At 67.0% G+C, this 22054-nt stretch carries 20 protein-coding genes; 4 read left to right on the top strand and 16 right to left on the bottom strand.

Annotation, left to right across the window (positions count from 1 at the left end; translation table 11 throughout):
* The 5 genes from AC1D2L_RS19295 to AC1D2L_RS19275 form a co-directional block, all read right to left on the bottom strand.
* On the bottom strand, window positions 1-738 hold a 738-nt coding region (locus AC1D2L_RS19295; RefSeq protein ID WP_476847512.1), incomplete at its 3' end, for an ABC transporter permease.
* On the bottom strand, window positions 735-1874 hold the full coding sequence (locus tag AC1D2L_RS19290; protein WP_476847511.1) for an NAD(P)/FAD-dependent oxidoreductase: 1140 nt from the start codon (window positions 1872-1874) through the stop codon (window positions 735-737). The genes AC1D2L_RS19290 and AC1D2L_RS19295, both read right to left, overlap by 4 nt.
* Window positions 1871-3268: an FAD-dependent oxidoreductase gene (locus AC1D2L_RS19285; protein WP_476847510.1), complete on the bottom strand. Its 1398-nt coding sequence runs from the start codon at window positions 3266-3268 to the stop codon at window positions 1871-1873. The genes AC1D2L_RS19290 and AC1D2L_RS19285 overlap by 4 nt, the downstream gene beginning before the upstream one ends.
* Window positions 3265-3561: a (2Fe-2S)-binding protein gene (locus AC1D2L_RS19280; protein ID WP_476847509.1), complete on the bottom strand. Its 297-nt coding sequence runs from the start codon at window positions 3559-3561 to the stop codon at window positions 3265-3267. Before AC1D2L_RS19280 ends, AC1D2L_RS19285 begins: the two co-directional genes overlap by 4 nt.
* Complete coding sequence (locus AC1D2L_RS19275) at window positions 3542-4660, bottom strand: NAD(P)/FAD-dependent oxidoreductase (RefSeq protein WP_476847508.1); 1119 nt, start codon at window positions 4658-4660, stop codon at window positions 3542-3544. Before AC1D2L_RS19275 ends, AC1D2L_RS19280 begins: the two co-directional genes overlap by 20 nt.
* Before the next feature lie 90 nt (window positions 4661-4750).
* Here AC1D2L_RS19275 and AC1D2L_RS19270 point away from each other — a divergent pair, with 90 nt between their 5' ends.
* The gene (locus tag AC1D2L_RS19270) at window positions 4751-5668 is read left to right on the top strand and encodes a LysR substrate-binding domain-containing protein (RefSeq protein ID WP_476847507.1); all 918 of its coding nucleotides are present in this window, start codon (window positions 4751-4753) and stop codon (window positions 5666-5668) included.
* Window positions 5669-5689: 21 nt separating this feature from the next.
* Here AC1D2L_RS19270 and AC1D2L_RS19265 read toward each other — a convergent pair whose 3' ends face one another.
* The 4 genes from AC1D2L_RS19265 to AC1D2L_RS19250 all read right to left on the bottom strand — a co-directional run bounded on the left by AC1D2L_RS19265 (window position 5690) and on the right by AC1D2L_RS19250 (window position 11052).
* Complete coding sequence (locus AC1D2L_RS19265) at window positions 5690-7039, bottom strand: MmgE/PrpD family protein (RefSeq protein ID WP_476847506.1); 1350 nt, start codon at window positions 7037-7039, stop codon at window positions 5690-5692.
* A 15-nt stretch (window positions 7040-7054) separates the two neighbouring features.
* The gene (locus AC1D2L_RS19260; RefSeq protein WP_476847505.1) at window positions 7055-8605 is read right to left on the bottom strand and encodes an ABC transporter substrate-binding protein; all 1551 of its coding nucleotides are present in this window, start codon (window positions 8603-8605) and stop codon (window positions 7055-7057) included.
* Window positions 8606-8745: 140 nt separating this feature from the next.
* Complete coding sequence (locus AC1D2L_RS19255) at window positions 8746-9882, bottom strand: NAD(P)/FAD-dependent oxidoreductase (protein WP_476847504.1); 1137 nt, start codon at window positions 9880-9882, stop codon at window positions 8746-8748.
* Between the two features lie 42 nt (window positions 9883-9924).
* The gene (locus tag AC1D2L_RS19250; RefSeq protein WP_476847503.1) at window positions 9925-11052 is read right to left on the bottom strand and encodes an NAD/NADP octopine/nopaline dehydrogenase family protein; all 1128 of its coding nucleotides are present in this window, start codon (window positions 11050-11052) and stop codon (window positions 9925-9927) included.
* A 436-nt stretch (window positions 11053-11488) separates the two neighbouring features.
* Between AC1D2L_RS19250 and AC1D2L_RS19245 the strand changes: the two genes are divergently transcribed.
* From AC1D2L_RS19245 to AC1D2L_RS19235, 3 genes are read left to right on the top strand one after another with little or no spacing between them, the layout of a single operon-like run.
* Complete coding sequence (locus AC1D2L_RS19245; protein ID WP_476847502.1) at window positions 11489-12247, top strand: LamB/YcsF family protein; 759 nt, start codon at window positions 11489-11491, stop codon at window positions 12245-12247.
* The gene (gene pxpB / locus AC1D2L_RS19240) at window positions 12244-12984 is read left to right on the top strand and encodes a 5-oxoprolinase subunit PxpB (protein WP_476847501.1); all 741 of its coding nucleotides are present in this window, start codon (window positions 12244-12246) and stop codon (window positions 12982-12984) included. Before AC1D2L_RS19245 ends, pxpB begins: the two co-directional genes overlap by 4 nt.
* Complete coding sequence (locus tag AC1D2L_RS19235; protein WP_476847500.1) at window positions 12984-13988, top strand: 5-oxoprolinase subunit C family protein; 1005 nt, start codon at window positions 12984-12986, stop codon at window positions 13986-13988. Before pxpB ends, AC1D2L_RS19235 begins: the two co-directional genes overlap by 1 nt.
* Window positions 13989-14021: 33 nt before the next feature.
* Here AC1D2L_RS19235 and AC1D2L_RS19230 read toward each other — a convergent pair whose 3' ends face one another.
* The 7 genes from AC1D2L_RS19230 to AC1D2L_RS19200 form a co-directional block, all read right to left on the bottom strand.
* Complete coding sequence (locus tag AC1D2L_RS19230; protein WP_476847499.1) at window positions 14022-14837, bottom strand: ABC transporter permease; 816 nt, start codon at window positions 14835-14837, stop codon at window positions 14022-14024.
* Between the two features lie 2 nt (window positions 14838-14839).
* A complete protein-coding gene (locus AC1D2L_RS19225) occupies window positions 14840-15754 on the bottom strand; it encodes an ABC transporter permease (protein ID WP_476847498.1) in 915 nt (304 codons plus the stop codon).
* A complete protein-coding gene (locus AC1D2L_RS19220; RefSeq protein ID WP_476847497.1) occupies window positions 15751-16896 on the bottom strand; it encodes an ABC transporter ATP-binding protein in 1146 nt (381 codons plus the stop codon). Before AC1D2L_RS19220 ends, AC1D2L_RS19225 begins: the two co-directional genes overlap by 4 nt.
* Window positions 16896-17951, bottom strand: a complete 1056-nt coding sequence (locus AC1D2L_RS19215; RefSeq protein WP_476847496.1) for an ABC transporter substrate-binding protein — start codon at window positions 17949-17951, stop codon at window positions 16896-16898. Before AC1D2L_RS19215 ends, AC1D2L_RS19220 begins: the two co-directional genes overlap by 1 nt.
* A 156-nt stretch (window positions 17952-18107) precedes the next feature.
* A complete protein-coding gene (locus AC1D2L_RS19210; protein ID WP_476847495.1) occupies window positions 18108-19406 on the bottom strand; it encodes an NAD(P)/FAD-dependent oxidoreductase in 1299 nt (432 codons plus the stop codon).
* Between the two features lie 23 nt (window positions 19407-19429).
* Window positions 19430-20923 (bottom strand): aldehyde dehydrogenase family protein, encoded by a 1494-nt coding sequence (locus AC1D2L_RS19205; RefSeq protein WP_476847494.1) that lies wholly within the window; start codon window positions 20921-20923, stop codon window positions 19430-19432.
* Window positions 20920-22026: a mandelate racemase/muconate lactonizing enzyme family protein gene (locus tag AC1D2L_RS19200; RefSeq protein WP_476847493.1), complete on the bottom strand. Its 1107-nt coding sequence runs from the start codon at window positions 22024-22026 to the stop codon at window positions 20920-20922. The genes AC1D2L_RS19205 and AC1D2L_RS19200 overlap by 4 nt, the downstream gene beginning before the upstream one ends.
* Window positions 22027-22054: the final 28 nt, after the last annotated feature.

Genomic DNA, 22054 nt, shown 5'->3' with positions numbered 1-22054 from the left:
ATACAGGCCGACGACCGTGATGATCGGGATCAGGCTGTTGCGCAGCGCATGGCGCATCACGAGCTGGCCGGAGCCGACGCCCTTGGCGCGGGCGGTGCGGATATAGTCCTCGGTCAGCACGCCGAGCATCGCGGCGCGCGTCACGCGCATCACATAGGCCATCATGATGATGCCGAGGTTCAGCGCGGGCAGCGCGAGCTGGCGCATGCGATCGGAGAAGTCGGTGCCGCTCGCAGCGCCGCCCAGCACCGGAAACCAGCCGAGCTGGATCGAGAAGACGATCAGCATCAGGATGCCGGAGACGAAAGCGGGAAACGACAGGCCCACCAGCGAGACGACGCGCGAGACATAGTCGAGCCAGCCATTGCGGGTGAGCGCCGCGGCGACACCCAGCGGCAGGCCGAAGATCAGCCCGATTACGACCGCGGCGAGTGTCAGTTCGATCGTCGAGGGCAGGACGTGCAGCATTTCGGAGAGCACGCTGCGGCCGGTGCTCATTGAGAAGCCGAGATTGCCGGTGAAGACGTCGCCGAGGAAGGCGAGGTACTGGACATAGAGCGGCTTGTTCAGCCCGAGCTTCTCGCGCAGCGCAGCCAGCGCCTCGGTGCTCGCCTGGTCGCCGAGGATGACCGAGGCGGCGTCGCCCGGGACGAGCCTGACCAGCACGAAGATCGCGGTCAGCATCACCAGCAGCGTCGGCAGGGCGAGCAGGATTCGTCTTATCGTGTAGGCAATCATGCGGCGCGTCTGCCTTGCATTAGCCGTGCGGGCGCGAAGGCCGCGATGGAACGGGCGGTTTTGCCCTCCACCACGAGATCACGCATGATTTCGCCAAGCACGGGTACGAGTTGGAAGCCGTGGCCGGAATAGCCGAAGCTGTGGAAGAGGCCAGGCGTATCGGGCGAGGCCCCGATGACGGGGATATGGTCGCGCGTCTGGGCCTCGATCCCGGTCCAGCAGCGCGCGATGCGCACACCCTGCACGATGGGAAACAGATCGCCGGAGGCGCGCGCGCCCTTGGCAAGCTCGACAAAATTGACGGTGCTGCGCTGGCGGTCGAGATCGGCTGCACCCTGAAGGCCGCCGCCGATCACCAGCGTGCCCTGGTCGGACTGCTTGAACGACAGCGCGCGCCCGACGACGCCGACCACGGGAGCGAGGAACGGCGCCAGGCGCTCCGTGACCATCATCATCGAGGCGCGCACGCCGAGTTCGATTGTCTCGCCGAAGAGAGCGGCGACGCGCGCGGCCCACGCACCGCCGGTATTGATCACCGCTGGAGCAGTGAAGGCCCGCTCGCCGCAGCGCAGCAGCCAGTCCGTTCCACGCCGCTCGACCGCCTCGACGCCACAGCCTTCGACAAGGGTGACGCCGGCCGCCTCGCAGGACCTTCTAAAGGCCGCGATCGTCCGATGCGGATCGGCCGCGCCATCGCGGCGGGCAATCAGCGCACCGACGCAATGCGGGCTGAGCGAAGGCACCAGACGGCGCAACTCCGCTGCATCGATGATCTCCTCATGGCTGTAGCCGAGATTGCGCATCGTCGTGTCGCGCTCGCGCAGCGCAGGCATGTGGCTGTCGAACTCGGCCACCTTGAACTGGCCATGCGCATGGAAGCCGCAATCGTCGCCGACGATGGCCTCGATGCGGTGCCACATATCCATCGCTTCCAGCGAGATCGGCACCTCAGCGAGATCGCGACCAAGCGTGCGCACTCCGGCGGCCGTCGCGCTCGATGCGTGGCGACCGATCCAGTTGCGTTCGAGGATGACGACACGCCGCCCGGCGCGCGCCAGGCTCAACGCAGAGGTGAGGCCGTGCAGCCCGCCGCCGATGACCGCGATGTCAAAGCCCTGTGCGACGACGGCCGTCACGCTGCCGTGTCCTTCTGGTCCAGGCCCGCCAGTTCACCCAGGGTGACGGGCTTCAGTGGCGGTCTGATGCGGTAGAAGCCCAGCTCCTCTACGGGACGCTCCTGCGCCTTGGCCAGTATCTGCATCACGGTATAGCCGCACTGGCGACCCTGGCAGGGGCCCATGCCGGCGCGGGTGAAGGCCTTGACCTGGTTTGTGCCGGGGCGACCGATTTGGGCGCGGCTGCGCAGCGTCCCGGCGGTGACCTCCTCGCAACGGCAGACGATGGTCTCGTCGGGCGGCGCAAAAACCTGCGGACGCGGGGCATAGAGCGCATCGAGGAAGGGACGGAAGGCGAGTTCGCGGTCCAGCGCCTTGCGGGCAGGAGCGGCGTCCCTCGTCGCGTCCTCGGCCGACAGCTTGCCAAGGCGCGAGGCGACGGCGAGGCCGGCCAGCGTGCCGCGCTGCTCTGCTGCGATCGCCCCGGCGATACCGGCCCCGTCGCCGGCGACGAACAGGCCCGGCTGCGAGCTTTCGCCCCAGGCGTCGAGCTCCGGCGCGTAGCATTGCTGGTCGTCTCGCCACGCGATCTTGCAGTCGAGCGCGAGCGGCGCGTGGATCGAAGGCACGAGGCCTTCATGGACCAGGAGCACCTCGGCCGGGGTCTCCTGCCATTGGCCCGTCCCGGCGCGGTAGCGCAGGGTCTGGAGCCTGCCCTCGCCTTTCGCCTCGATGTCGGTGACATGCCTGACCGTTTTGACGCCGGCCCGCTTCAGCGCCAGTTTCCAGGCGACGCCCTTCAACAGGTCGCCTGCCTTGCCGAGCGCGCCCGGCAGGTGGCGTAGCGCGCCGCCAAGCCGCCCGGGCGGGGCGGTGTCGAGGAAGCCGGCGATCTTGCCGCCCGCGACCAGAAGCTGCGTCATGTAGAGCAGCGGCAAGGGGCCGTTGCCGGCGATCCAGACCGGCTTCTCGGGCACCTGGTCGGCGGTCTTGAGCAGGATCTGGCCTGCGCCGACCGTCAGCACGCCCGGGAGCGTCCAGCCCGGGAACGGCACGGGCCGCTCCTGCGCGCCGGTCGCCAGGATCACCGCCCTGGCGGCAACCGTGCGGGCCTTGCCGGCTGTGGTGACGAAGGCGCGAAAGCCGGGCTCGATCTGCCAGAGCTGGCAGCCGGGCTCATAGACCGCCCCGCAGGCCCGGAAGGCGGCGGCGCGCGAGGCACCCGCAAGATAGGATTCGCCGAGGCGCTGCCCGCGCGGGGTCGCGGCGACTGTCTCGACCGAGCGCCAGATCTGGCCGCCGGGCGCCGGCTGGTCGTCGACCACGAGGACATCGAGGCCATGGCGCCGTGCGGCGACCGCAGCTGCCATGCCGGCAGGGCCGGCGCCGACGATGAGAAGATCGATCGCGCTCATGCCGACAAAACCCTGCGGCCGAGCTGGCGCGACACGCGCATGCCTTCGCTGACGGTGGTGAGGCAGGTCTGGACCGATCCGACGCCATCGACCTCGGCCAGGCATTCGAAGCACACGCCCATCATGCAATAGGGCGCGCGCGGCGCGTTGGTCACCGTGGTCGTGCGGTTCCAGCCCTCAGGCTGCCGCAGCAGGACGGCCGCCAGGTTCTCGCCGGCCTCGGCCCACACGGCCTTGCCATCGATCAGGATCGTCACGGCCGACGGGCCGGGATCATGCAGCTTTCGAAACATCAAAACGTCTCTGGTGGAAGGGGGTGAAGAATTCTGGCAGCGCGCCGTCTAGGATCGACCGGGAGAGCTCGCGTGCGTGGAAGGCCGCGAGCGTCACGCCGGAATGGCAGAGCGCGACGAAGGCGCCCGGATGCGTCTGCGACTGGGCATAGATCGGATAGCTGTCGGGCGTCATGACCCGCAGACCTGACCACTGCCTCACGAGCTTTGCGTTTGCCAGTGCGGGAACGATGTCGACGGTCTTGCGGCTCAGCCGGGAGGCGGCATCGCTGGTTGTCGACAGATCGAAGCCGGCCTCCTCCTGCGTAGCGCCGATCATCACGGTGCCCTCGCCCGTCTGGCGCAGGCCGCTGGCCGGATATGGCAGGAATGCGTCGAACCGCTCCGTCACCAGGACCTGACCGCGCTGCGGACGCAAGGGCACGGTCAGCCCGACCTGCTCGGCAAGCGCGACCGAGCCAAGGCCGGCAGCGATGACGATCCGGGGCGCTGTGATCGCCTCACCGTCGAGGACCAGCCGGAAATCGGAGCCGACGCGCTCGATCTGCCTGACCGGAGCGTTCCCGCGCACCACGCCGCCACGTCGGACGATTCCCTCGTGGAGCGCCATCAGCAGCCTCAGGGGATTGGCATGGCCATCCAGGCGGCCGAAGCTGGCGCCGCTGACATTGGCTCCGAACTTGACCCTGGGCATCAGCTTGTCGAGCGCGCTGCGGTCCATCATCTCCCAGTCGGGCTCACCGCCGCCCCACTGGTTGTGCAGGCGCTGCAACTGCGAGAGCCTGGCCTGATAGCCGTCCTCGCCCATGCAGAAGACAACGCCGCCCTTGTTCTCATAAGCGAGGTCGGCGCCGGACAGGCCTTCGATCTCGGTCGCGAATTCGCGCCAGAGTGCGACACTCGCCCGCGTCAGAGTCTGGTAGGCAGGCAGGCCCATGCCCTTGCCCTGCAGCCAGACGAGGCCAAAATTGGCCTGCGCAGCGCGAAAATCCCCGTCGCTGCCGTCGAGCAGCGTGACACGCTGCTTCAGGCCGGCGAGCCCGTAGGCGATCGCGGCACCGACGGTGCCTCCCCCAATCACGATGATATCCGGCCGCATGCGATCTTCCTTGCCCGATCGGAGCTAGGGCCTTAATTGCCATTTCGTCAAAGTCGAATTTATCGACACTCTATTCTGAAAGGTTATGCGATGGCGCGCCGACTGAACCTGCGGCAGGTCGAGGCGTTCAAGGCCGTCATCGAGCACGGAACGGTCAGCCGGGCGGCCGAAGTGATGAACGTGTCCCAGCCGGCGATCAGCAAACTGGTGGCGCATCTCGAGGAAGACACGGACCTGAGGCTGTTCGAGCGGGTCAAGGGGCGGCTTGCGCCCACACCGTATGGCATGCGCCTCTACGAGGAGATCGACCGGATCTTTGCCGGCTTGCGGCAGGTCGAGAACGCCGTCGAGGCGATCCGTCGGGACGAACAGGGCCGACTGCTGATCGGCGTGATGCCCGCGCTGTCGGGCTCCTTCATCGAGCGCGCGACGAGCAGCTTTCTCGCCCGCCAACCGGGCGTGTTCTGCTCCGTGCAGTCGCGCAGCTCGCAATGGATCACGGACGGGCTGGTGACACGCAAGCTCGACGTTGGATTGGTGATCGCGCCGATCGACAATCCCTATGTCGTCACCGAGCCGCTGATGGGCCATCCGGTGGTCTGCATCGCGCCGCTCGATCATCCACTCGCCGCCAAGAGCGTGGTGACGCCGGAAGACCTCGTCGGCGTGCCGTTCGTCTCGTTCGATCCCGAAAGCCACACCAGCCAGCGCGTGACCAGCACACTGCATGCCCATGGAGTCGTGCCCAACACCGTCATGGTGGTGAACGTGTCGCCGACACTCTGCGAGTTCGTGGCGGCCGGTGTCGGCGTGTCGCTGGTCCACCCGCTGATCGTCGGAGGCATGCGCGACAAGATGGCGATCCGGCGCTTCGAGCCGACGACGCAGCTCGATTTCCAGCTTTGCCGGATCCGCGACAGCCGCAATGCCCGGCTCGTCGACTCATTCCTCGAGGCGACGCGCGAGGTCGCCGACGGCATATCGCGCACGATGCCATCGGGCCATTGAGCCGAAAGGTCCGCGCGGGCGCTAAGCCGGCTTGCCCAAGCGAAGATCCGAAAAGGCCGCCATCAGCGCGGTGTGGCCCCCCTCGCGCAGGCGCTGGACCGCTCCCAACAGAACGTTCTGCTGGGCTGGCGTCGCAACATCGCGCAACATCAGCCGGAGCTTGTCCTCGAGGTCCTGCCAAGATGGCGGCGCGCTGGCTTCGCCCCGTGGCCCCGTAACCTCCGAGACGTACGCTCGGCCTGCTGCCCTCACCGTCACGCGCGTCAGCGTCTGCGCCGGGAACTGCGCCTCGATGTCGGCGTCGAGCCGCAGCGAGACCTTGCGCGCCAGCGCCACGATCTCCGGATTCTCGACAAACTCCGGCGTCAGCGGCAGCAGAGCCTGTCTCCCGTGCAGGGCGACGAGCCCAAGGCAGTACGGAATGCTGAACTGGATCTCGGTGAACCCTTCGGGATCGGGCCGATTGGTCAGCCTGAGCGCGCCGCTATAGGTGTCGACCTCGATCGCCTCGATGGCGTCGGCCTCGATGGCGTGCCGCCCGATCAAATCGAGCAATGCCTCGACTGGCGCATGGACATGCCGGCAGCAGCACAGGAACTTGAAATAGCTCCTGGCGATATGCTGGCGGCTGCCGAGGCCTTCGAGGATGTCCTGCGTCCGGAAATGGCTGTCGGTGTCGAGCAGCGTTAGCGGCCCGCCATGCCCTGCTTCAGCCAGCGCGAGCGCCGAAACCGCTGTGACGCTCGACCAGGGAATGCCTTCCTTGACGTCGCTGCCCTCAAGGGCCGGAAAGGCCGGTCCGGCTCCCGCATGCAACTGGTTTGGCGCGCTCATGCCGGCGATGGCGAAGGCCTGCGCCAGTTTCTCGGGCGGCGTTCCGCGCAGGAAGCCAGCCGCCGCGACCGCGCCATAGCCCGACCACATGCCGGTATTCGCATAGAAGCGCCGCGCTGCGCCGACCGCGACGCCGACCTCATAGCCGACGACGATCGCCTGCAGCAGGTCCTCGGTGCTTGCGCCCGTCTGTTGCGCGACGGCGAAAGCGATGGGGATGATCGCCGCACCTGGATGGCCGCGGGCGAGACGGTGGCCATCATCGATATCGAGCGCGGCTGCGGCCGCGCAATTGCTCCAGACCGCGGCGAGCAGGCTTGCACGCTCGCCGGCAAACCAGACAGGATGCTCGCCAGCGCCGTGGAGAGCGCGTGCCGCTTGCCGGACGGCCCGCGGTCCCGGTGCCTCCAGCCCCACAGCCGCAGCCGTCACGAGATCGAGCACGCAGCGCAGGGCCGCCTCGCGCGCCGCCGCTGCAAGCGGCGCAGTGTGCGCCGCCGCGACGTAGGCGGCGAGCGCCTGGACCGTGGTGGTCATGGGATCAGCCGAGGCTCACTTCGCCTTGATGCTGGTGAGCTCGGTGATCGGGGGAGCGAGGTTCATCGCGCCCTTGAGCTCGTAGCCGAAGTCGAGCCGGTCGCTATGCGCCCAGACCTGGCGGAGCTCGAAGAGCGGAACCGCGCAGACATCATCCATGATCTTGCGCTGGGCTTCCTTCCAGAGCGCCGCCTGTTTGGCCGCGTCGGGCTCGATGCGGGCTGCGTCGATCTCGGCGTCGGCCGCCGCACAATGCGAGAAGTTGGTCACGCCGGTGGGCGTGCCGACGGTCGCAGCAGAGTGGAAGAACTCCGATAGGTAGGTGTCGGCGATCGGGAAGCGGGCGGCGCCATAGAAGATCAGGCCGCTGAGATCCTTGCGCGACTGCGCCTGGTAGGTGGCGTGGTCGACGACCTGGATGTCCAGCTTGATGCCGGCCTTGGCCAGCTGCGACTGGATGATCTCCATGAAGGGCTGCTGGGCCGAGATGTTGGAGACGATGGACTTGATCGTGATGCCGTCCTTGTGGCCGGCCTCCGCCAGCAAGGCCTTCGCCTTGGCGAGATCGAACTTGTAGGCGAAGGAGCAATCCTCACCGAGATAGCCCGGCGGCACGACCGAGCAGCCCTTGGGGCCGACGTCCTTGCCCACGAAGCGAACGAGATCGTCGACATTGACGGCGGCCGCGATCGCCTTGCGAACCCGGACGTCGTCGAGCGGCGCCATGGTGCGGTTGAGGCTGAGCGTGCGGAACTCGCCGGGGGTGAAGATGTCGACGTTGAAGCCCGGGCGCTTGCGGGCGCTGTCGACCCAGCGCTGCTCGCGCTTGCCGTACATCAGGTCGATCTCGCCCGAGGTGAAGGCCAGTTCGCGGGCGCTGTCGGACGCGATGGCGCGCGCCAGGATGGTGTCGATCTTCGGCTTACCGCGGAAATAATCCTTATGCGCGGCGAGCTTCACATATTGCTGGGTGACCATCTCGACGAAGGCAAACGGACCCGTACCGACCGGATTGGCGCCGAACTTGTCGCCGAGTTCCTCGGCGGCCTTGCGGCTGACGATGTTGCCGCCGTGGTAGTTCGAGACGCGGCCGAGGAAGTTGGCGTCGGGATATTTGAGCGAGACGCGCACGGTGTGGTCGTCGAGCTTCTCGACCTTGTCGATGGCGCGGAAATCGTTGGCGAAGGTCGAGCGCTTCGGATCTGCCGAACGGTTCAGCGAGTAGACGACGTCGTCGGCCGTCAGTTCGCCCCAGCTGCCGTGGAACTTCACGCCCTTGCGGATGAAGAAGGTCCAGGTCTTGCCGTCGGGCGTGGCTTCCCAACGCTCTGCGAGATCGGCCTCGAGATCCTTGGGATCGGCGCTGCCGGGCTTGAAGCGCACAAGGCCGTTGTAGATCCAGCCGACGATCGACTTGTCGCTGGTGGCGCTGGCGCGATGGGCGTCGAGCGTCGAGACGTCGCCGGCACCGGCGCTCATGCGCAGAACCGACTCCTGTGCCATGGCGAAGGTTGGCAGGCAGACGGTGAATGCCAGGCAGGAGAGCCGCATCGCAGCCTTGAACATGGTTCGGTCCCTCGAAAAACGACGAAATTGTGTCAGCGATGATGAAGCGGCGGACTCGGGATTGTCCAAGTCGAAATCGCCGGACACCCATTCCATCCGGTTATAGGGAGCATATCCCGGGATGGGCAGGGTGCATGCCCTCAATCGGCGGACCAGGCCGAGGCCGCAGGTGCATCCGCAGCGTGGAAGCGGTCGGGACGGAAGCTGGAAAGCTCGCTGCGTTCAGTGCCCGAAAGCACTTCGTCTGCGATGAGCTCGCCGAGAAACGGCGCCAGCGTCACGCCGCTGTGGGTGACTACGACATAATAACCGGGCACACCGCCGATCGGCCCCACGGCCGGCTTGCCGTCAGACGGCAGGGCCCTGACGCCGATGCGGATGGCTTCGCATTTCGCCTTGCCGATGGACGGCACCACCTGCGCAGCAAGCGCGACCAGGCCATCGGCTTCGCGCTGCGCGACGTCGACGGGCGTATCGGCCTTGATGGTGCGATCGTACATATCCTGCCGGACCATGATGCGCCCTGCCCCGTCGGCATGGAGCTGGCACTGCGCCGCCATCACGACGGTGCGCAAATCGGCAGCCACCGGCGCGGTCAGCGCGAGCATTCCTGATGTGGGCGCCAGCGGCACCTGGAGCCGAGGCTCGTCGATGACGGAATTGGACCAGCAGCCCGCGCAGTTCACGACCATGTCAGCCGCGATCTCACCCGCGGCACAGGTCACGCCGACAACTCGGCCTCCGCGCATGACAAGGCGTGCAGGCCCCTGTTCGGTGAGGAGGATCGTTCCCCGGGCTACGGCCGCGCGCAGCAGCGTATGGGCGATCAGCACCGGATCGACCCATCCCTCATCCGGGAAAAAGCCGATCGGCGCATCGCCGACCGCGCACGGGTCGATGTCGGGCTCGATCTCCGCCAACCGCGCGAGATCGATCATTTCCGCCCGATAGCCCCACTCGGCCAGCCGGTCGACGCGCTCGCTGAAGACCTCGCGGTCCTCGCCGGGCGCGGCCCATTCCACGCAACCCGAGCCATGCCACCAGCGCCCCTCGGGAAAGCGCTCGCGCAGGTCCAGATGGGCGCGCATCCCGCCGATGTTCAGGTCGTAATAGGCGCGCGGCGTCTTCCGGTGGGCGTTGATCCAGGCGAAGCTGCGCGCCGAACTGCCGTTCCCGACGCGCCCGGCCTCGACCACGGTGACCTTCGCGCCGCCTTCGGCAAGCCTGAAGGCGACATTCGCACCGATGATGCCGGCGCCTATCACGACGATGTGCATGGCAGGAGGTTCCGTGATCGAGGTTGAGGTGGACGCGCGCGATCAGCGAGCGTTCAGGCCCTGCGACAGCATGGTGGTGATGCCGGCGGCATCGAGACCGCCGAGGCCGAGCTTCTCGAGGTTCCAGCCGGACTGCCAGTAGTCGCGGCCGTGCATTGCGTTCGTGTAGGTCACCGTCGCGTCGAGCATCGGCGTCGCGACACCCAGCGAGCGGGCCAGTGCGACGGCCGGCACGAGCTGGGTCGGGATGTCCTCGCTGAGATAGCGGTAGAGCAGGTCGGGCGGGCTCTTGACCTGCTTGTAGCCGGGAACGTTGTGGACGACCTCGTAGAAGGTCGAGCCCGGCACGCCATAGGACTGCTTCAGGATGTCGGAGAATGAGGTCACCTCGGCGCCGAGCGCCTTGAGGATCTGCTGGCGTTCGGCGTCGACGGCGTCGATGACGCGCGCGATCGACGGAGTGATCTCGTAGCTGTCATAGACATAGGGGCCGTCCGTCTCGATGCGGGCGGCGTTCATGATCATCGGGATCGGGTGCAGGCCCATGGCGGCGCCGGCAAACCCGGTCTCGATGACGTTGGCGTTGGCGATCAGCTGCGGGAAGTCGGCCGCCAGGCGCGTGAGCAGCTCCTGGGTGCGCGAGGCCGGGAAGACGCCCACGGGAAGGGTGCGCTTCTTGCTGGCGATGCGCAGGGCGTTCTGGCCCGCAGCGCGGCCGCCGAGCGGCATAGCGGACGTCTGCGCCACTAGCAGATTGCGCGCGCCGGCCTGCGCGGCAATCCGGCTGATCAGCAGGGCACCGCCGAGCCCACCGGGGCACAGCAGCACGATCTGGTCATCGCGCAAACGGTCGGCCGAGGTCGAGAGGATTTCCTCATAGGCGGTCTGCGGCGTCATGAAGACGATGACTTCGGCCGCGCCGATGGCCGTCGCGAGGTCGGTCATGACCTCGATGCCGGTCACGAGCTGGCGCTGCTTGCCGCCGACAAAGCTCTCGACCTCGCTGTCGATGTCGAGGCCGGGCGCGGCTGCCAGTGCCTCGAGCGCAGCCTGGCGCGGCGCCCTGTCGGTGACGATCACCCGGTTGCCCGCCAAGCGCAGCTCGGCCGCCAGCGCGAGCGCATGCTCTGTCGTGCCGATGACCGCGTAGGTCTTTCCGGTCTGTGTCATGACGAAGGTTCCTCAATCTCGAATAGGTTCTGGCAACGACCAGGGCTCATGCATCCAGCGCCGGAGATCGCGCGCTGCGGCCCGACTGTGATCCCAAGCGATGGAGCGGCGCGCTTTCGCGCGGGCCGAGCGGCCCGGGAGCGCGGGCGTCCAGACGTCGGCAGAATAACCAGCCCAAGGCGCAGGATCCGATGGGGTCAGTGTTTGGGTCGAGCCAGCCCTTAATGTCCAATTCCGAATTGGGCGGCTCGCATTCTTCGAGGTTATGGCCCCTGACCGCTTGCGGGCATCGCCGCTCGTCCGCCGAGCACCTCAGTCAGACACACCTGTCCCCGTACGCTCCGCGAGGTTCGAATCGATGAACTGGTGCATTATGAGCTGAAGCAGCCGCCACCGGCGGCCTCGGTGCGGTCGCATCGTTCTGGAGCAGGTCACGATGAAGATCGATCTCAATGCCGATGTCGGCGAAAGCTTCGGACCCTGGACGATGGGCGACGATGCCGCGATGTTCGAGATCATCACCACGGCCAATGTCGCTTGCGGCTTTCATGCAGGCGACCCGCAGGTCATGCGCCATACCGCCGAGCTCGCGCTTGCCAAGGGCGTGGCGGTCGGCGCGCATCCGGGCTTTGCCGACCTCGCCAATTTCGGCCGCAGGCGCGTGACTGGCCTGACGACACGCGAACTCGAGAATCTCGTCGCCTACCAGGTGGGAGCCTTTGCCGCGATGGCCGAGATCGCCGGGCACCGGATGACGCATGTGAAGACGCATGGCGCACTCGGCAACATGTGCAACGAAGACGAGGCGCTCGCGCTTGCGGTGGGGCGCGGCATCAAGGCGGCAGCACCCTCGGCGCTGTACCTCGTCATGCCAGGCCGACCGACCGAACGGGCCGCCGAGAAGCTCGGCCTGGCGTATTTCCGCGAGATTTACGCGGACCGCACCTATGATGACAGCTTCAACCTGACCGACCGCTCGCAAGCCGGCGCGGTCATCCACGACCCCAAGGTCGCGACGGAGCATGTCATGCGAATGCTGGAGGCGCGCGCCGTGATTTCGGTTTCCGGCAAGACGCTCCCCGTCGGGATCGACTCCATCTGCCTGCACGGCGACAACCCCAACGCCGTTGCGGCGGCGCGCACCCTGCGAAACGCGCTCGAGGCTGCGGGCTTCACCGTCACGGGGCATCGATGAGCGCCTCGCTTTCCGAGCCACCGGGCCCCGTGCGCTTGCTGGCCTGCGGCGACAGCGCCCTGACGGTCGAATTCGGCTCCGTCATCGACGCCCGCCTCAATGCCCGCGTGCTGGCGCTGGACGCGGCGCTGGCGCGGGAGGCGTTTCCGGGCTTGCGCGAGACGGTGCCGACCTATCGCTCGCTGATGGTCCTGTTCGACCCTGTCGACACCGACCTCCCCGCGCTGAAGGCCCGCATTGTCACGCTCGCAGCACACGCGACGGATATCAACCGCAGCACCCGGCGCTGGCGCGTGCCCATCGTCTACGGCGGCGAGTACGGCATGGACCTTGCGGCTACGGCGGCCGCGCATGGGCTCACGGCCGAGGCGCTGGTCGCGCAGCATCAGGCGGCAACCTACACAGTGGCGATGATCGGCTTCATGCCGGGCTTTGCCTATCTCAGTGGCCTAAATCCCGAGTTGGCGACGCCCCGACGCCAGGAGCCCCGCCAGAAGGTGCCGGCCCAGTCGGTTTCCATCGGTGGCGCGCAATGCGCGATCTCGTCGGTCGAAGGCCCCAGCGGCTGGCATATGCTCGGGCGCACACCCGTGCGTGGCTTCATGCCCGGGCGCGACCCGGTGTTTCTCTACGAGCCAGGCGACGAGATCCGCTTTGATCGGATCGGCGACAGCGAATGGCGAGGATTGGACGCCCGCGCTGCCGCCGGCGAACAGATCGCGGAGCGGGAGGATTGATGCGCGCGCTCCACATCAAAGCCTGCGGGCCCGCGACGTCCATCCAGGATCTCGGCCGTCGCGGATACCAGCGCTTCGGCGTCTCTCCCGCCGGCGCGATGGATCCTCTGTCGCTCGCTGCCGCCAACCTGCTGGTCGGCAACGAGCCGGACGCGGCTGCGCTCGAACTCGGGCCCGGCATGGCCCGCTTCGTCGCCGAGGGCGCCCTGGTGGTGTCGCTGGCCGGGCCCGATTGCCTGCTCGAAATCGAGGGGCAGCGCGCGCCGACGCTTGCGGGCGTCGCGGTCGCCGATGGCCAGGCCGTGACGGTCCGTCTGGGCACCGGCGCCGCCTATGCCTATCTCGCGCTGGCCGGCGGCGTTGCTACCGCAATGGAGATGGGCAGTCGCTCGCAGCATCGCCGTTCGGCGATCGGCGGGCCTGCGCTCGTGGCGGGCACGAGGGTTCCGGTCGGCGCTTGCGGGGACCGGCCGTTGCTTCGGCTGGACGGGGCATCTCTGCACGACACCGGGCCGATCAGGATCATCCTCGGCCCACAGGACGATTATTTCGAGCCCGTCATGTTCGAGCGCCTGTGCGGCGAGGGCTACAGCATCAGCGCGCTTCTGGACCGCATGGGCGCGCGCCTTGACGGGCCACGCCTCGAGCATCGCGACGGCTACAACATCGTCTCCGATGGAATCATCGAGGGCGCCATCCAGGTTCCGGGCAACGGTCACCCTATCGTCCTGCTGCGCGACCGCCAGACCACCGGTGGTTATCCGAAGATCGCCACCATCATCAGCGCGGATCTGGGCCGCTTCGCCCAGCTGCCCGCCGGGTCGCCCGTACGCTTTATCCGGGTTTCGATCGAGGACGCGATCGAGGCGGCGCGGCAGATGCGGCTGCGTATCGCAGGGCTGCACAACCAGCTCGCCCCCCTCCAGCCGGAACTGACGAGTGAGCGCTTGCTGTCGCTCAACCTGATCGACGGCGTCGTCAGCGCGGGCGTGGCGCAGCGCTGAAGCGAGTGATTTCGCGCGAGACCTTCGCGCGCCTTAGGTCTCCGCCTTGCCGATCATTTGCGAAATGGCCAGGAGGAGCGAGGTGATCACGATCATGATGGTCGAGATCGCCGCGATTGTCGGGTCGATCTGGTCGCGGAGTGCCATGAACATCGCCCGCGTGAGGGTTGAGTTGTCGCCGCCGGAGACGAAGAGCGAGACAACCACCTCGTCGAACGAGGTCAGGAACGACAGCAGCGCCGAGGTGACGATCGCGAAGCTGATCTGCGGCATGGTCACCTGCAGGAACGCCTGGGTCCGCGTCGCGCCAAGGCTGCGGGCGACGCGCTCCTGATCGAGATCGAAACTCTTCAGCGCCGAACCCACGATCATCATAACGATCGGAACCGCCAGCACGGTATGGGCCAGCACGATGCCCAGGAACGAGTTGACCATCTTGAGCTGCACGAAGGCATAGAACAGCGCGATGCCGACGAGGATGACCGGGATGATGGTCGGTGTCAGCAGCGCCAAGATCGCGACCCCGGTGAAGCGCAAGCGCGAGACATGGAGGCCATAGGCGGCGAGCGTGCCGAGCGGCGTCGCCAGCAGGGCCGTACAGAACCCGGCCTTGAGCGACGTCTCCGTCGCCGCCATCCAGCTGCGTGACGAGAAGAACGCCTCGTACCAGCGCAGCGACCACTCCCGCGGCGGGAATTCCAGATACTGCGATTTCGAGAAGGACATCGGAATCACGATCAGCGTCGGGATCGCCAGGAAGGCGAGGACCAGCACGCCGACTGCGTAAAGCCAGAGCCGTGAGCGATGCGTGATCTGCGTATCGCTGGCGGCGCGGTTCAACCAGCTCATGGTCAGTGTCCCCCGCCGAAGAGGCCAGCGCCACGCGACAGCCGCGCGGCCAGCACCAGCACGGCCAGCGTGATCACCAGCAGCACGACGCCCAGCGCGCTTGCTGCACCCCAGTTGAAGAACAGCTCGATGTCGTTGGCGATGCGGTTGGAGACCATCGTGACCTTGCCGCCCCCGAGCATGGCCGGCGTCACGTAGAAGCCAAGGCAGAGCACGAAGACGAGCGCCGAGCCTGCAGCCAGTCCCGGCAGCGAAAGCGGGAAGAACACGGTCCAGAAGCCATGGGCCGGCGTCGAACCGAGGCTCGAGGCGGCGCGCAGCAGGTCGCGGTCGATCGCGCGCATCGTGCCGTAGAGCGGCAGGACGAGGAAAGGCAGCATTATGTGCACCATGCCGATCAGCGTGCCGCCGACATTGTGGACGAGTTGAAGCGGCTCGCTCCAGAATCCGAGCTGGATCCCCCATGTGTTGATCAGGCCGCTGCGCTGCAGCAGCACCAGCCAGGCATAGGTGCGCACCAGCAGGGAGGTCCAGAATGGCAACAGGACCGCGATCATGCAGAGATTGGCGGCGCGGCGCGGAAGCTGCGACAGGAAATAGGCCAAGGGATAGCCGAGCAGGATGCAGATCGCCGTGGTCAGCAGGCTGATTTCGAAGGTCGTGCGGAAGGTCCGGCCATAGGATGGCTCTGCCACCATGCGACGGTAATGCTCGAGGCTGGGCGCCCCGGCATCGTCGAGGAAGGACAGGCCAAACAGCCAGCCGACCGGCAGCAGCACGGTGATCCCAACGAGGAGCAGCGCGGGAGCAGCAAGCGCAGCCAGCCCGAGCCGTTCACGCCAATGGTCTCGGCGCAGCGCGGCGGCATGGAAGTCGCCTCCGGGCTCGCCGGCGATGCTCAGGGCGGGCGCGTTCATGCTTGCGCCTTCCCCTCGTCCGCCAGCAGAACGGTGTCGCGGACGGCGATGCCCACGGCGATTGCGGACCCGCGAGCGGGCGGCGGGGCATCGTCGCCGCGTGTCGCCATGCGCAGGCTGACCGCGCTGCCATCGGCGAGCACCAGCTGGAGCAGCAGCGTATCGCCCTGGTAGATCGCGCTGTGGACCTTGCCCTCGAAGCGGTTCATCGCCTCCGTCTCGCTGCCGTCGAGGATGTGGAGCCGCTCGGGCCGCAGCATCATCACGCAGCGTCCCTGCGAAACCGGGACGCTGGGCGCCCGGATATCGGAGCCGGCGGCGTGGCAGACGCCGTCGAAGACATCGACATCCAGGAACGAGGATTCGCCGATGAACTCCGCGACGAAGCGGCTGCCGGGCTGGTCGTAAATCGCTCTCGGCGTGTCGATCCGCGCGATCCGGCCGCGATCGAGCACCGCAATCCGGTCCGACATCGTCAGCGCCTCGCGCTGGTCGTGCGTGACGTAGACGGTGGTAGTGCCGAGCCGGTCATGGAGCTGGCGCAGTTCGATCTGCATTCGCTCGCGCAATTGCTTGTCGAGTGCCGACAGCGGCTCGTCCATCAGGATGATGCGCGGCTCGAAGACGATGGCGCGGGCGAGCGCGACGCGCTGGCGCTGGCCACCCGAGAGCTGCGTGATGCTACGCGTGCCATAGCCGCCGAGCTGGAACATCTCGAGCGCGGCTTCGACGCGGGCGGCGATCTCGGCTGCCGGTACGCCACGCAGCCGCAAGGGAAAGCCGACATTGCGGGCGACGTTCATGTGCGGGAACAGCGCATAGTTCTGGAAGACCATGCCGATCTCGCGCTTGTGCGGCGAGAGACGCACGACCTCGCGCTCGCCGAAGCGGATGCTTCCCTTGTCGGGCCGCAGGAAGCCCGCAATCGCCATCAGGAGGGTCGTCTTGCCCGACCCCGAGGGGCCGAGCAGGGTCAGGAATTCGCCGGGCCTGACATCGAGATCGATGTCGTCGAGCACGGAGACGGCGCCGTAGGATTTGCTCAGGCGCCGCACCGCGATCGGCAGCGCCTTGCCGGCGGCGGAGGCGAGCGCCGTTGCGACTGGCGCAACCTCACGCTCGCCAAGGGTAGCCTCCCGCATCATTCGGTCAGCATGTTCTGGTACGCGGCAGAGGCTTGCGCCTCGAACTTGATGTACCAGTCGAGGTCGATCGCGATCTGCTTGGAGGCGTTGTCGGGATGTGAGGGCAGCGCCTTGGCATAGGACGCCTCGATCGTTCCGAGGTCGTAGGCCTTCTTGTTGGTGGGCCCGTAGGTGATGTATTTGGTGAATTCGGCCTGGTATTGGGGCTTGCTGATCTCAGCGAGGAACTTCATCGCCAGATCCTTGTTGGGCGCGCCCTTGGGGATGGCGAAACAGTCATTATCGAGCAGGCCCTGATTGTAGGTGTAGGCGACCTTGGCGCCGTCCTTGGCCGCGACGTCGAAGCGCCCGTTCCAGCCGGTCACCATGTCGACCTCGCCATCCTTCATCAGCTGGGCGTGCTGGGCGCCCGAGCTCCACCAGACCGCGATATGGGGCTTCAGCTCGCGGATCTTCTTGATCGCGCGCTCGATGCCGCCGGGCTGCGACAGCACCTCGTAGACCTTCTCCATCGGCACGCCATCGGCCATCAGCGCCGGCTCCAGCGCCCCGGCGACGCCCTTGCGATAGGCGCGCTTGCCCGGGAATTTCTTGACGTCCCAGAAATCGGCCCAGTTCTGCGGGCCGTTCTGGCCATAGGTCTTGGTGTTCCAGGCCATCACGGTCGAAAAGACATCGCCGCCGATGCAATAGTCCTGCACCGTCTCCTTGATGAAGCTCGAGACGTCGATGACCTTGTAGTCGAGCTTCTCGAGGATGCCTTCGGTGCCGGCGCGCGCGGCGCTGCCCGAGCCGCTGGCGACCACATCCCAGGTCACGGCGCCAGCCTTCACCTTCAGGCGGAGGTCCGCGATGCTGCTATAGGTCTCTTCCTTGATCTTGATGCCCAGCGCCTTGGCGGCAGGCTGGAAGAGCGCCTTGCTCTGGCCCTCCTGGTAGGAGCCGCCGAAGGAAACGACGGTGAGTTCCTGTGCGAGGGCCGGCATTGCGCCCGCCAGGCTCAGGAGAAGGACGAGGGTCGACCGCGAAGGCAGGATCGGCTGGCGCTGCATGTCAAATCTCCTGGGCTGAAATACGCATGGGCATCAGCGGTTTTAATGTCGCCGGAGCGATCCGGCGGCCCACCGCTGTGAGCCTGCAGAATTTGGGGAAATTGGTCTGGCTATAAGGTCCATTCTGAGAATTAGGGTAATCCAATCCGGCGCAGTTCAACGCGCCAGCCGATCACGCCAGCGGTAATACAGAACAGATGGCGCAAGGAACCAGGGATTGCCGGTATACAAAGGGCGCGTCGAGAATGGCAGGTCGTCCAGCGCGGTCTTTCCCTCGGTCAGGCCAAGGACCTGCTGGCCCAGCCGCATGCCGAAATAACTCGCCGTGCCGACCCCTGCCCCGCAATATCCCATCGCATAGTGGACGCCATCATGGCGGCCGATATGCATGAGTTCGTCGAATGTGTAGGCGACGTAACCGCTCCAGGAGTGGCTGATCCGCGTCGTCGCCAGTTCCGGGAAGATCGCGCTCATGTCGGCATGGAGTTTCGGCCCGCTACGGCGCGGATCGGTCTCGTTGAGCGAGACCCGGCCACCGAACAGGATGCGCCGCCGGTCCGGCGAGGCGCGGTAGTAGTAGACGACCTTGCGGGTATCGCTGACGATGCGGTTTCGCGGAATGAGCCGGTCGATCACGGCCGGGTCCAGCGCCTCGGTCGCAATCATGTAGCTGCCGATGGGAATGACGCGGCGGCGCAGCCAGCCGGTGGGCGGGCCGGTATATCCGTTCGTGGCAACGACGACGTTGCGCGCACGGATCGTGCCCCGCGGCGTCTCGACCACAAAACCGTGCCCCTCGCGGGTGATCGCGGTTGCTGGGCAATAGGGCACGAGGTCGGCGCCGGCGGCGACCACGCGATCGAGCAGGCCCTGGTGATAGCGCGCCGGATTCACGGAAGCGTGGCCGGAATAGATCGCGCCGCCATGATAGAGATCAGAGCCGATCTCGCTGCGCTGCTCGGCCTTGGGCACGACATGGCACTCCACCTCGAGGCCCTTGGTCTGATTGGCGACGCGGCGCGCGAGTTCCTCGTACTGCCCCGGCGAATGGGCCGCGTGGAACCGCCCGACCACGCCGAAATCGCAATCGATGGCTTCGTCGCGCACGAAGTCGCCGATGAAGCGCAGGGAGTTGTGCCCCTCCTTCAGGATCGCGAAGGCCTTTTCCTTGCCGTGACGGCGGGCGAGCACATCGAAGCTCGGCTTGATGCTGGTCGAGATCTGCCCGCCATTGCGGGTGCTGCAGCCGAAGCCGGCGGCCTCCGCGTCGAGGACGACGGTGCTGCGCCCGCCCCTTACGGTCTGGAGCGCTGCATGGAGGCCCGTATAGCCGGAACCGACGACCACGACGTCGGCCTGCCTGGGTGGCTCGCTGCGGGACAGATCGGGCCGCGGCACGCCGTCCCACCAATAGGGCGCCGCCTTGAAGTCGGCGCTGAACAGATCGCTCGCCATGTCGTCGTATCCCCCCGGCCGACTCAGAGCCTGGCCACAACACTCTTGAGCTTGCAGTAGCTGCGCAAGCCCGCCATGCCCTTCGCTCGGCCGAAGCCGGATTTGCGATTGCCGCCGAATGGCATGGCGATGCCGCCGGCGAAGAACTCGTTGATGTAGACCTGGCCGGCATCGACAGCCCGCGCGAAGCGCCAGCAATTGGCAAGGTCGCGGCTGTAGATCCCCGCGACGAGCGCATAGGCGGTCGCGTTGGCAGCCGCGATCGCCTCGTCGAGATCGGCGACGATCTGGACCGTCAGGACCGGACCGAAGATCTCCTCCTGCACCAGCGGATCGTCGGGGCCGCGTGCCAGGATGATGGTGGGACGATAGAACCAGCCGCCGCCGCATTGCTCCGCCGGCACGATACCGCCGCCGATCAGGATGCTGTTGCCGGCGGCACGGGCGCGCTCGACATGGGCGTCGATACGGGCGAGTTGCTGGGCGGAGTTGATGGGACCGATCGCGGCCTCACTCAGGCCATGCCCGAGCTTCATGGCGGCGACACGGGCGACGAGCCTGTCGAGCGCCTGTTGGGCGATAGGCTCGTCGAGGATCAGCCGAGACCCTGCCGAGCAGATCTGCCCTGCATTCTCGTAGATGGCTCCGATCACGCCCTCGATGGCCTGGTCGAGATCGCAATCGGCCATCAGCACGACCGGCGATTTGCCGCCAAGTTCGAGCTGGAGCCGCGTCACATGCTCGGCCGCCGCCCGCATGACGCGCTGGCCGGTCGCAACAGAGCCGGTGAAGGTGATGTGGTCGATGCCGGGATGGGAGACGAGCGGTTCGCCGGCCTCGGGGCCGGTTCCGGTGACGACGTTGAAGACGCCCTCCGGCAGGCCCGCCTCATGCAGCAGTTCAGCCAGCATCAGGGTGGTGAAGGGCGTCTGCTCGGCCGGCTTGACCACAAGGGTGCAGCCTGCCGCCAGAGCCGGCGCTATGCCGCGCGCTGCGGTCGAGAGCGGATAGTTCCAGGGAATGATCTGGGCAACGACCCCGACCGGCTCATCGATGGTAAGGCCGACATAGTCGGGCCCGAGCGGGATGGTGTCGCCGTGCAGCTTGTCGGCCGCTCCCGCATAATAGGCGAAGGCGCGCACGACACCGCCGACATCGCCCTCCGATTCGGTCAGCAGCTTCCCGGAATCGAGCGTCTCGACCACGGCGAAGCGCGCGGCCCGCTCTCGCAGCTGTTCGCTGGCGCGCATCAGGATCGCCCCGCGCGCGGCCGGCGTCAGCCGCGACCATGGACCCGACAGAGCCTCCCTCGCCGCCTCGACGGCGCGTGCGACATCCGCCGCGTCGCCTGCAGCGAAGCTGGCGAAGGCGACGCCGCGACCGGGGTCGAAACTCTCCATCTCGCGGCCCGATGCCGATGCCACAAAGCGGCCGCCAATGAAGTGCCCGCGCGGCAGGCCGGCAAGCGTGCCTGTGGACCTGGCTTCCTCGACCAGTTGCACTCTGTCGGAACTCACGCCGACACCTCGGTCACCTGATAGGTCGCCCGATCAAGCCAGCTCGGCTCGATCTCGACGCCCCAGCCGGGTTCGGACGGGATCTGTACCATGCCGTCGCGTGCCGTGGGCGGATTGCGAAGCAGGCCGCGCTCCCAGGGGTAATAATCCTCGCCCTCGATCGAGAACTCGACATAGGGACCGGCATTGGCGAGCGCGCCCATGACGTGCAGCGTGAACACCGTCACCATCGACTGGTTGGCCGAATGCGGCGTCACCGGGAGCCCTGCCTCGGCAGCCCAGCGCGCCACCGTCAGCATGCGCCCGACGCCGCCGATATAGCAGATGTCGGGCTGGACCACGTCGACCACGCGCCGGTCGATCATGGCGCGCCAGACAGCGAGATCGCAGTCCTGCTCACCGCCGGTGACATCGAGATCCAGGGCCTCCCGGACCTCGCGGGTCCAGGCATGCTCCCAATAGGGACAGGGTTCCTCGAAATGGACGATGCCGTGGTCCTGCAGCATGCGGCCGACCGCGATCGCCTTGGCCGGCGTATAACCGCTATTGGCATCGACCAGCAGCGTCGCCCCGTCGCCGAGCGCCTTGCGGACCTGCGGGACGATCGCCTCGGTGCGGCCGGGCCACTCGTCGAGATCGCGGCCGCACTCGCGCCCTACGCGGAATTTGAAGGCGCTGTAGCCATGGGCATCGCGCAGCCGGAGCAGGCGTTCCGCCTCGGCCTCCGGCGTGATCTCGCCGCGCTTCATGCTCGAGGCATAGACCGGAAACGGTCGCGGCGTGCCGCCGAGCAGCTCGCAGACGCTTTTGCCCTCCCTGCGCCCGCGCAGATCCCAGAGCGCGGTATCGAGCCCGGTCAGTGCGCGGCAGAGATAGGAGCCCGGAAACTTGTGTTCGCGCTCGCCAATCGTCGCCACGAGATCGTCGATGTCGGCGTTGTCGGCGCCCACGGCCCAGCGGGCAACCTGGCGGTGGAAGACGGTCGCGGTGATGTCGGCGTTATAGGGCGAGAACTGCCCCCATCCCTGGCTGCCATCCTCGCAGGTGGCGCGGACGAAGCCGACATCCTGGGTCGTGAAGCTCTCGAGCCGGGTGATCTTCATCGCTGCGCCGCCGCCTGCATCGCCGTGA

The sequence above is a fragment of the Allobosea sp. P1_B10 genome (assembly GCF_056406735.1).
The sequence above is the reverse complement of the archived record's forward strand: the minus strand, read 5'-3'. Positions and strand labels throughout refer to the sequence as shown.

Bases quoted from the DNA above. Each gene is read 5' to 3' on its own strand.
- AC1D2L_RS19200 (WP_476847493.1), bottom strand. From the start codon at position 22,026: ATGAAGATCACCCGGCTCGAGAGCTTCACGACCCAGGATGTCGGCTTC.
- AC1D2L_RS19220 (WP_476847497.1), bottom strand. From the start codon at position 16,896: ATGCGGGAGGCTACCCTTGGCGAGCGTGAGGTTGCGCCAGTCGCAACG.
- AC1D2L_RS19215 (WP_476847496.1), bottom strand. From the start codon at position 17,951: ATGCAGCGCCAGCCGATCCTGCCTTCGCGGTCGACCCTCGTCCTTCTC.
- AC1D2L_RS19230 (WP_476847499.1), bottom strand. From the start codon at position 14,837: ATGAGCTGGTTGAACCGCGCCGCCAGCGATACGCAGATCACGCATCGC.
- AC1D2L_RS19280 (WP_476847509.1), bottom strand. From the start codon at position 3,561: ATGTTTCGAAAGCTGCATGATCCCGGCCCGTCGGCCGTGACGATCCTG.
- AC1D2L_RS19235 (WP_476847500.1), top strand. From the start codon at position 12,984: ATGCGCGCGCTCCACATCAAAGCCTGCGGGCCCGCGACGTCCATCCAG.
- AC1D2L_RS19255 (WP_476847504.1), bottom strand. From the start codon at position 9,882: ATGCACATCGTCGTGATAGGCGCCGGCATCATCGGTGCGAATGTCGCC.
- AC1D2L_RS19250 (WP_476847503.1), bottom strand. From the start codon at position 11,052: ATGACACAGACCGGAAAGACCTACGCGGTCATCGGCACGACAGAGCAT.
- AC1D2L_RS19265 (WP_476847506.1), bottom strand. From the start codon at position 7,039: ATGACCACCACGGTCCAGGCGCTCGCCGCCTACGTCGCGGCGGCGCAC.
- AC1D2L_RS19260 (WP_476847505.1), bottom strand. From the start codon at position 8,605: ATGTTCAAGGCTGCGATGCGGCTCTCCTGCCTGGCATTCACCGTCTGC.
- AC1D2L_RS19270 (WP_476847507.1), top strand. From the start codon at position 4,751: ATGGCGCGCCGACTGAACCTGCGGCAGGTCGAGGCGTTCAAGGCCGTC.
- AC1D2L_RS19285 (WP_476847510.1), bottom strand. From the start codon at position 3,268: ATGAGCGCGATCGATCTTCTCATCGTCGGCGCCGGCCCTGCCGGCATG.
- AC1D2L_RS19210 (WP_476847495.1), bottom strand. From the start codon at position 19,406: ATGGCGAGCGATCTGTTCAGCGCCGACTTCAAGGCGGCGCCCTATTGG.
- AC1D2L_RS19245 (WP_476847502.1), top strand. From the start codon at position 11,489: ATGAAGATCGATCTCAATGCCGATGTCGGCGAAAGCTTCGGACCCTGG.
- AC1D2L_RS19225 (WP_476847498.1), bottom strand. From the start codon at position 15,754: ATGAACGCGCCCGCCCTGAGCATCGCCGGCGAGCCCGGAGGCGACTTC.
- AC1D2L_RS19275 (WP_476847508.1), bottom strand. From the start codon at position 4,660: ATGCGGCCGGATATCATCGTGATTGGGGGAGGCACCGTCGGTGCCGCG.
- pxpB (WP_476847501.1), top strand. From the start codon at position 12,244: ATGAGCGCCTCGCTTTCCGAGCCACCGGGCCCCGTGCGCTTGCTGGCC.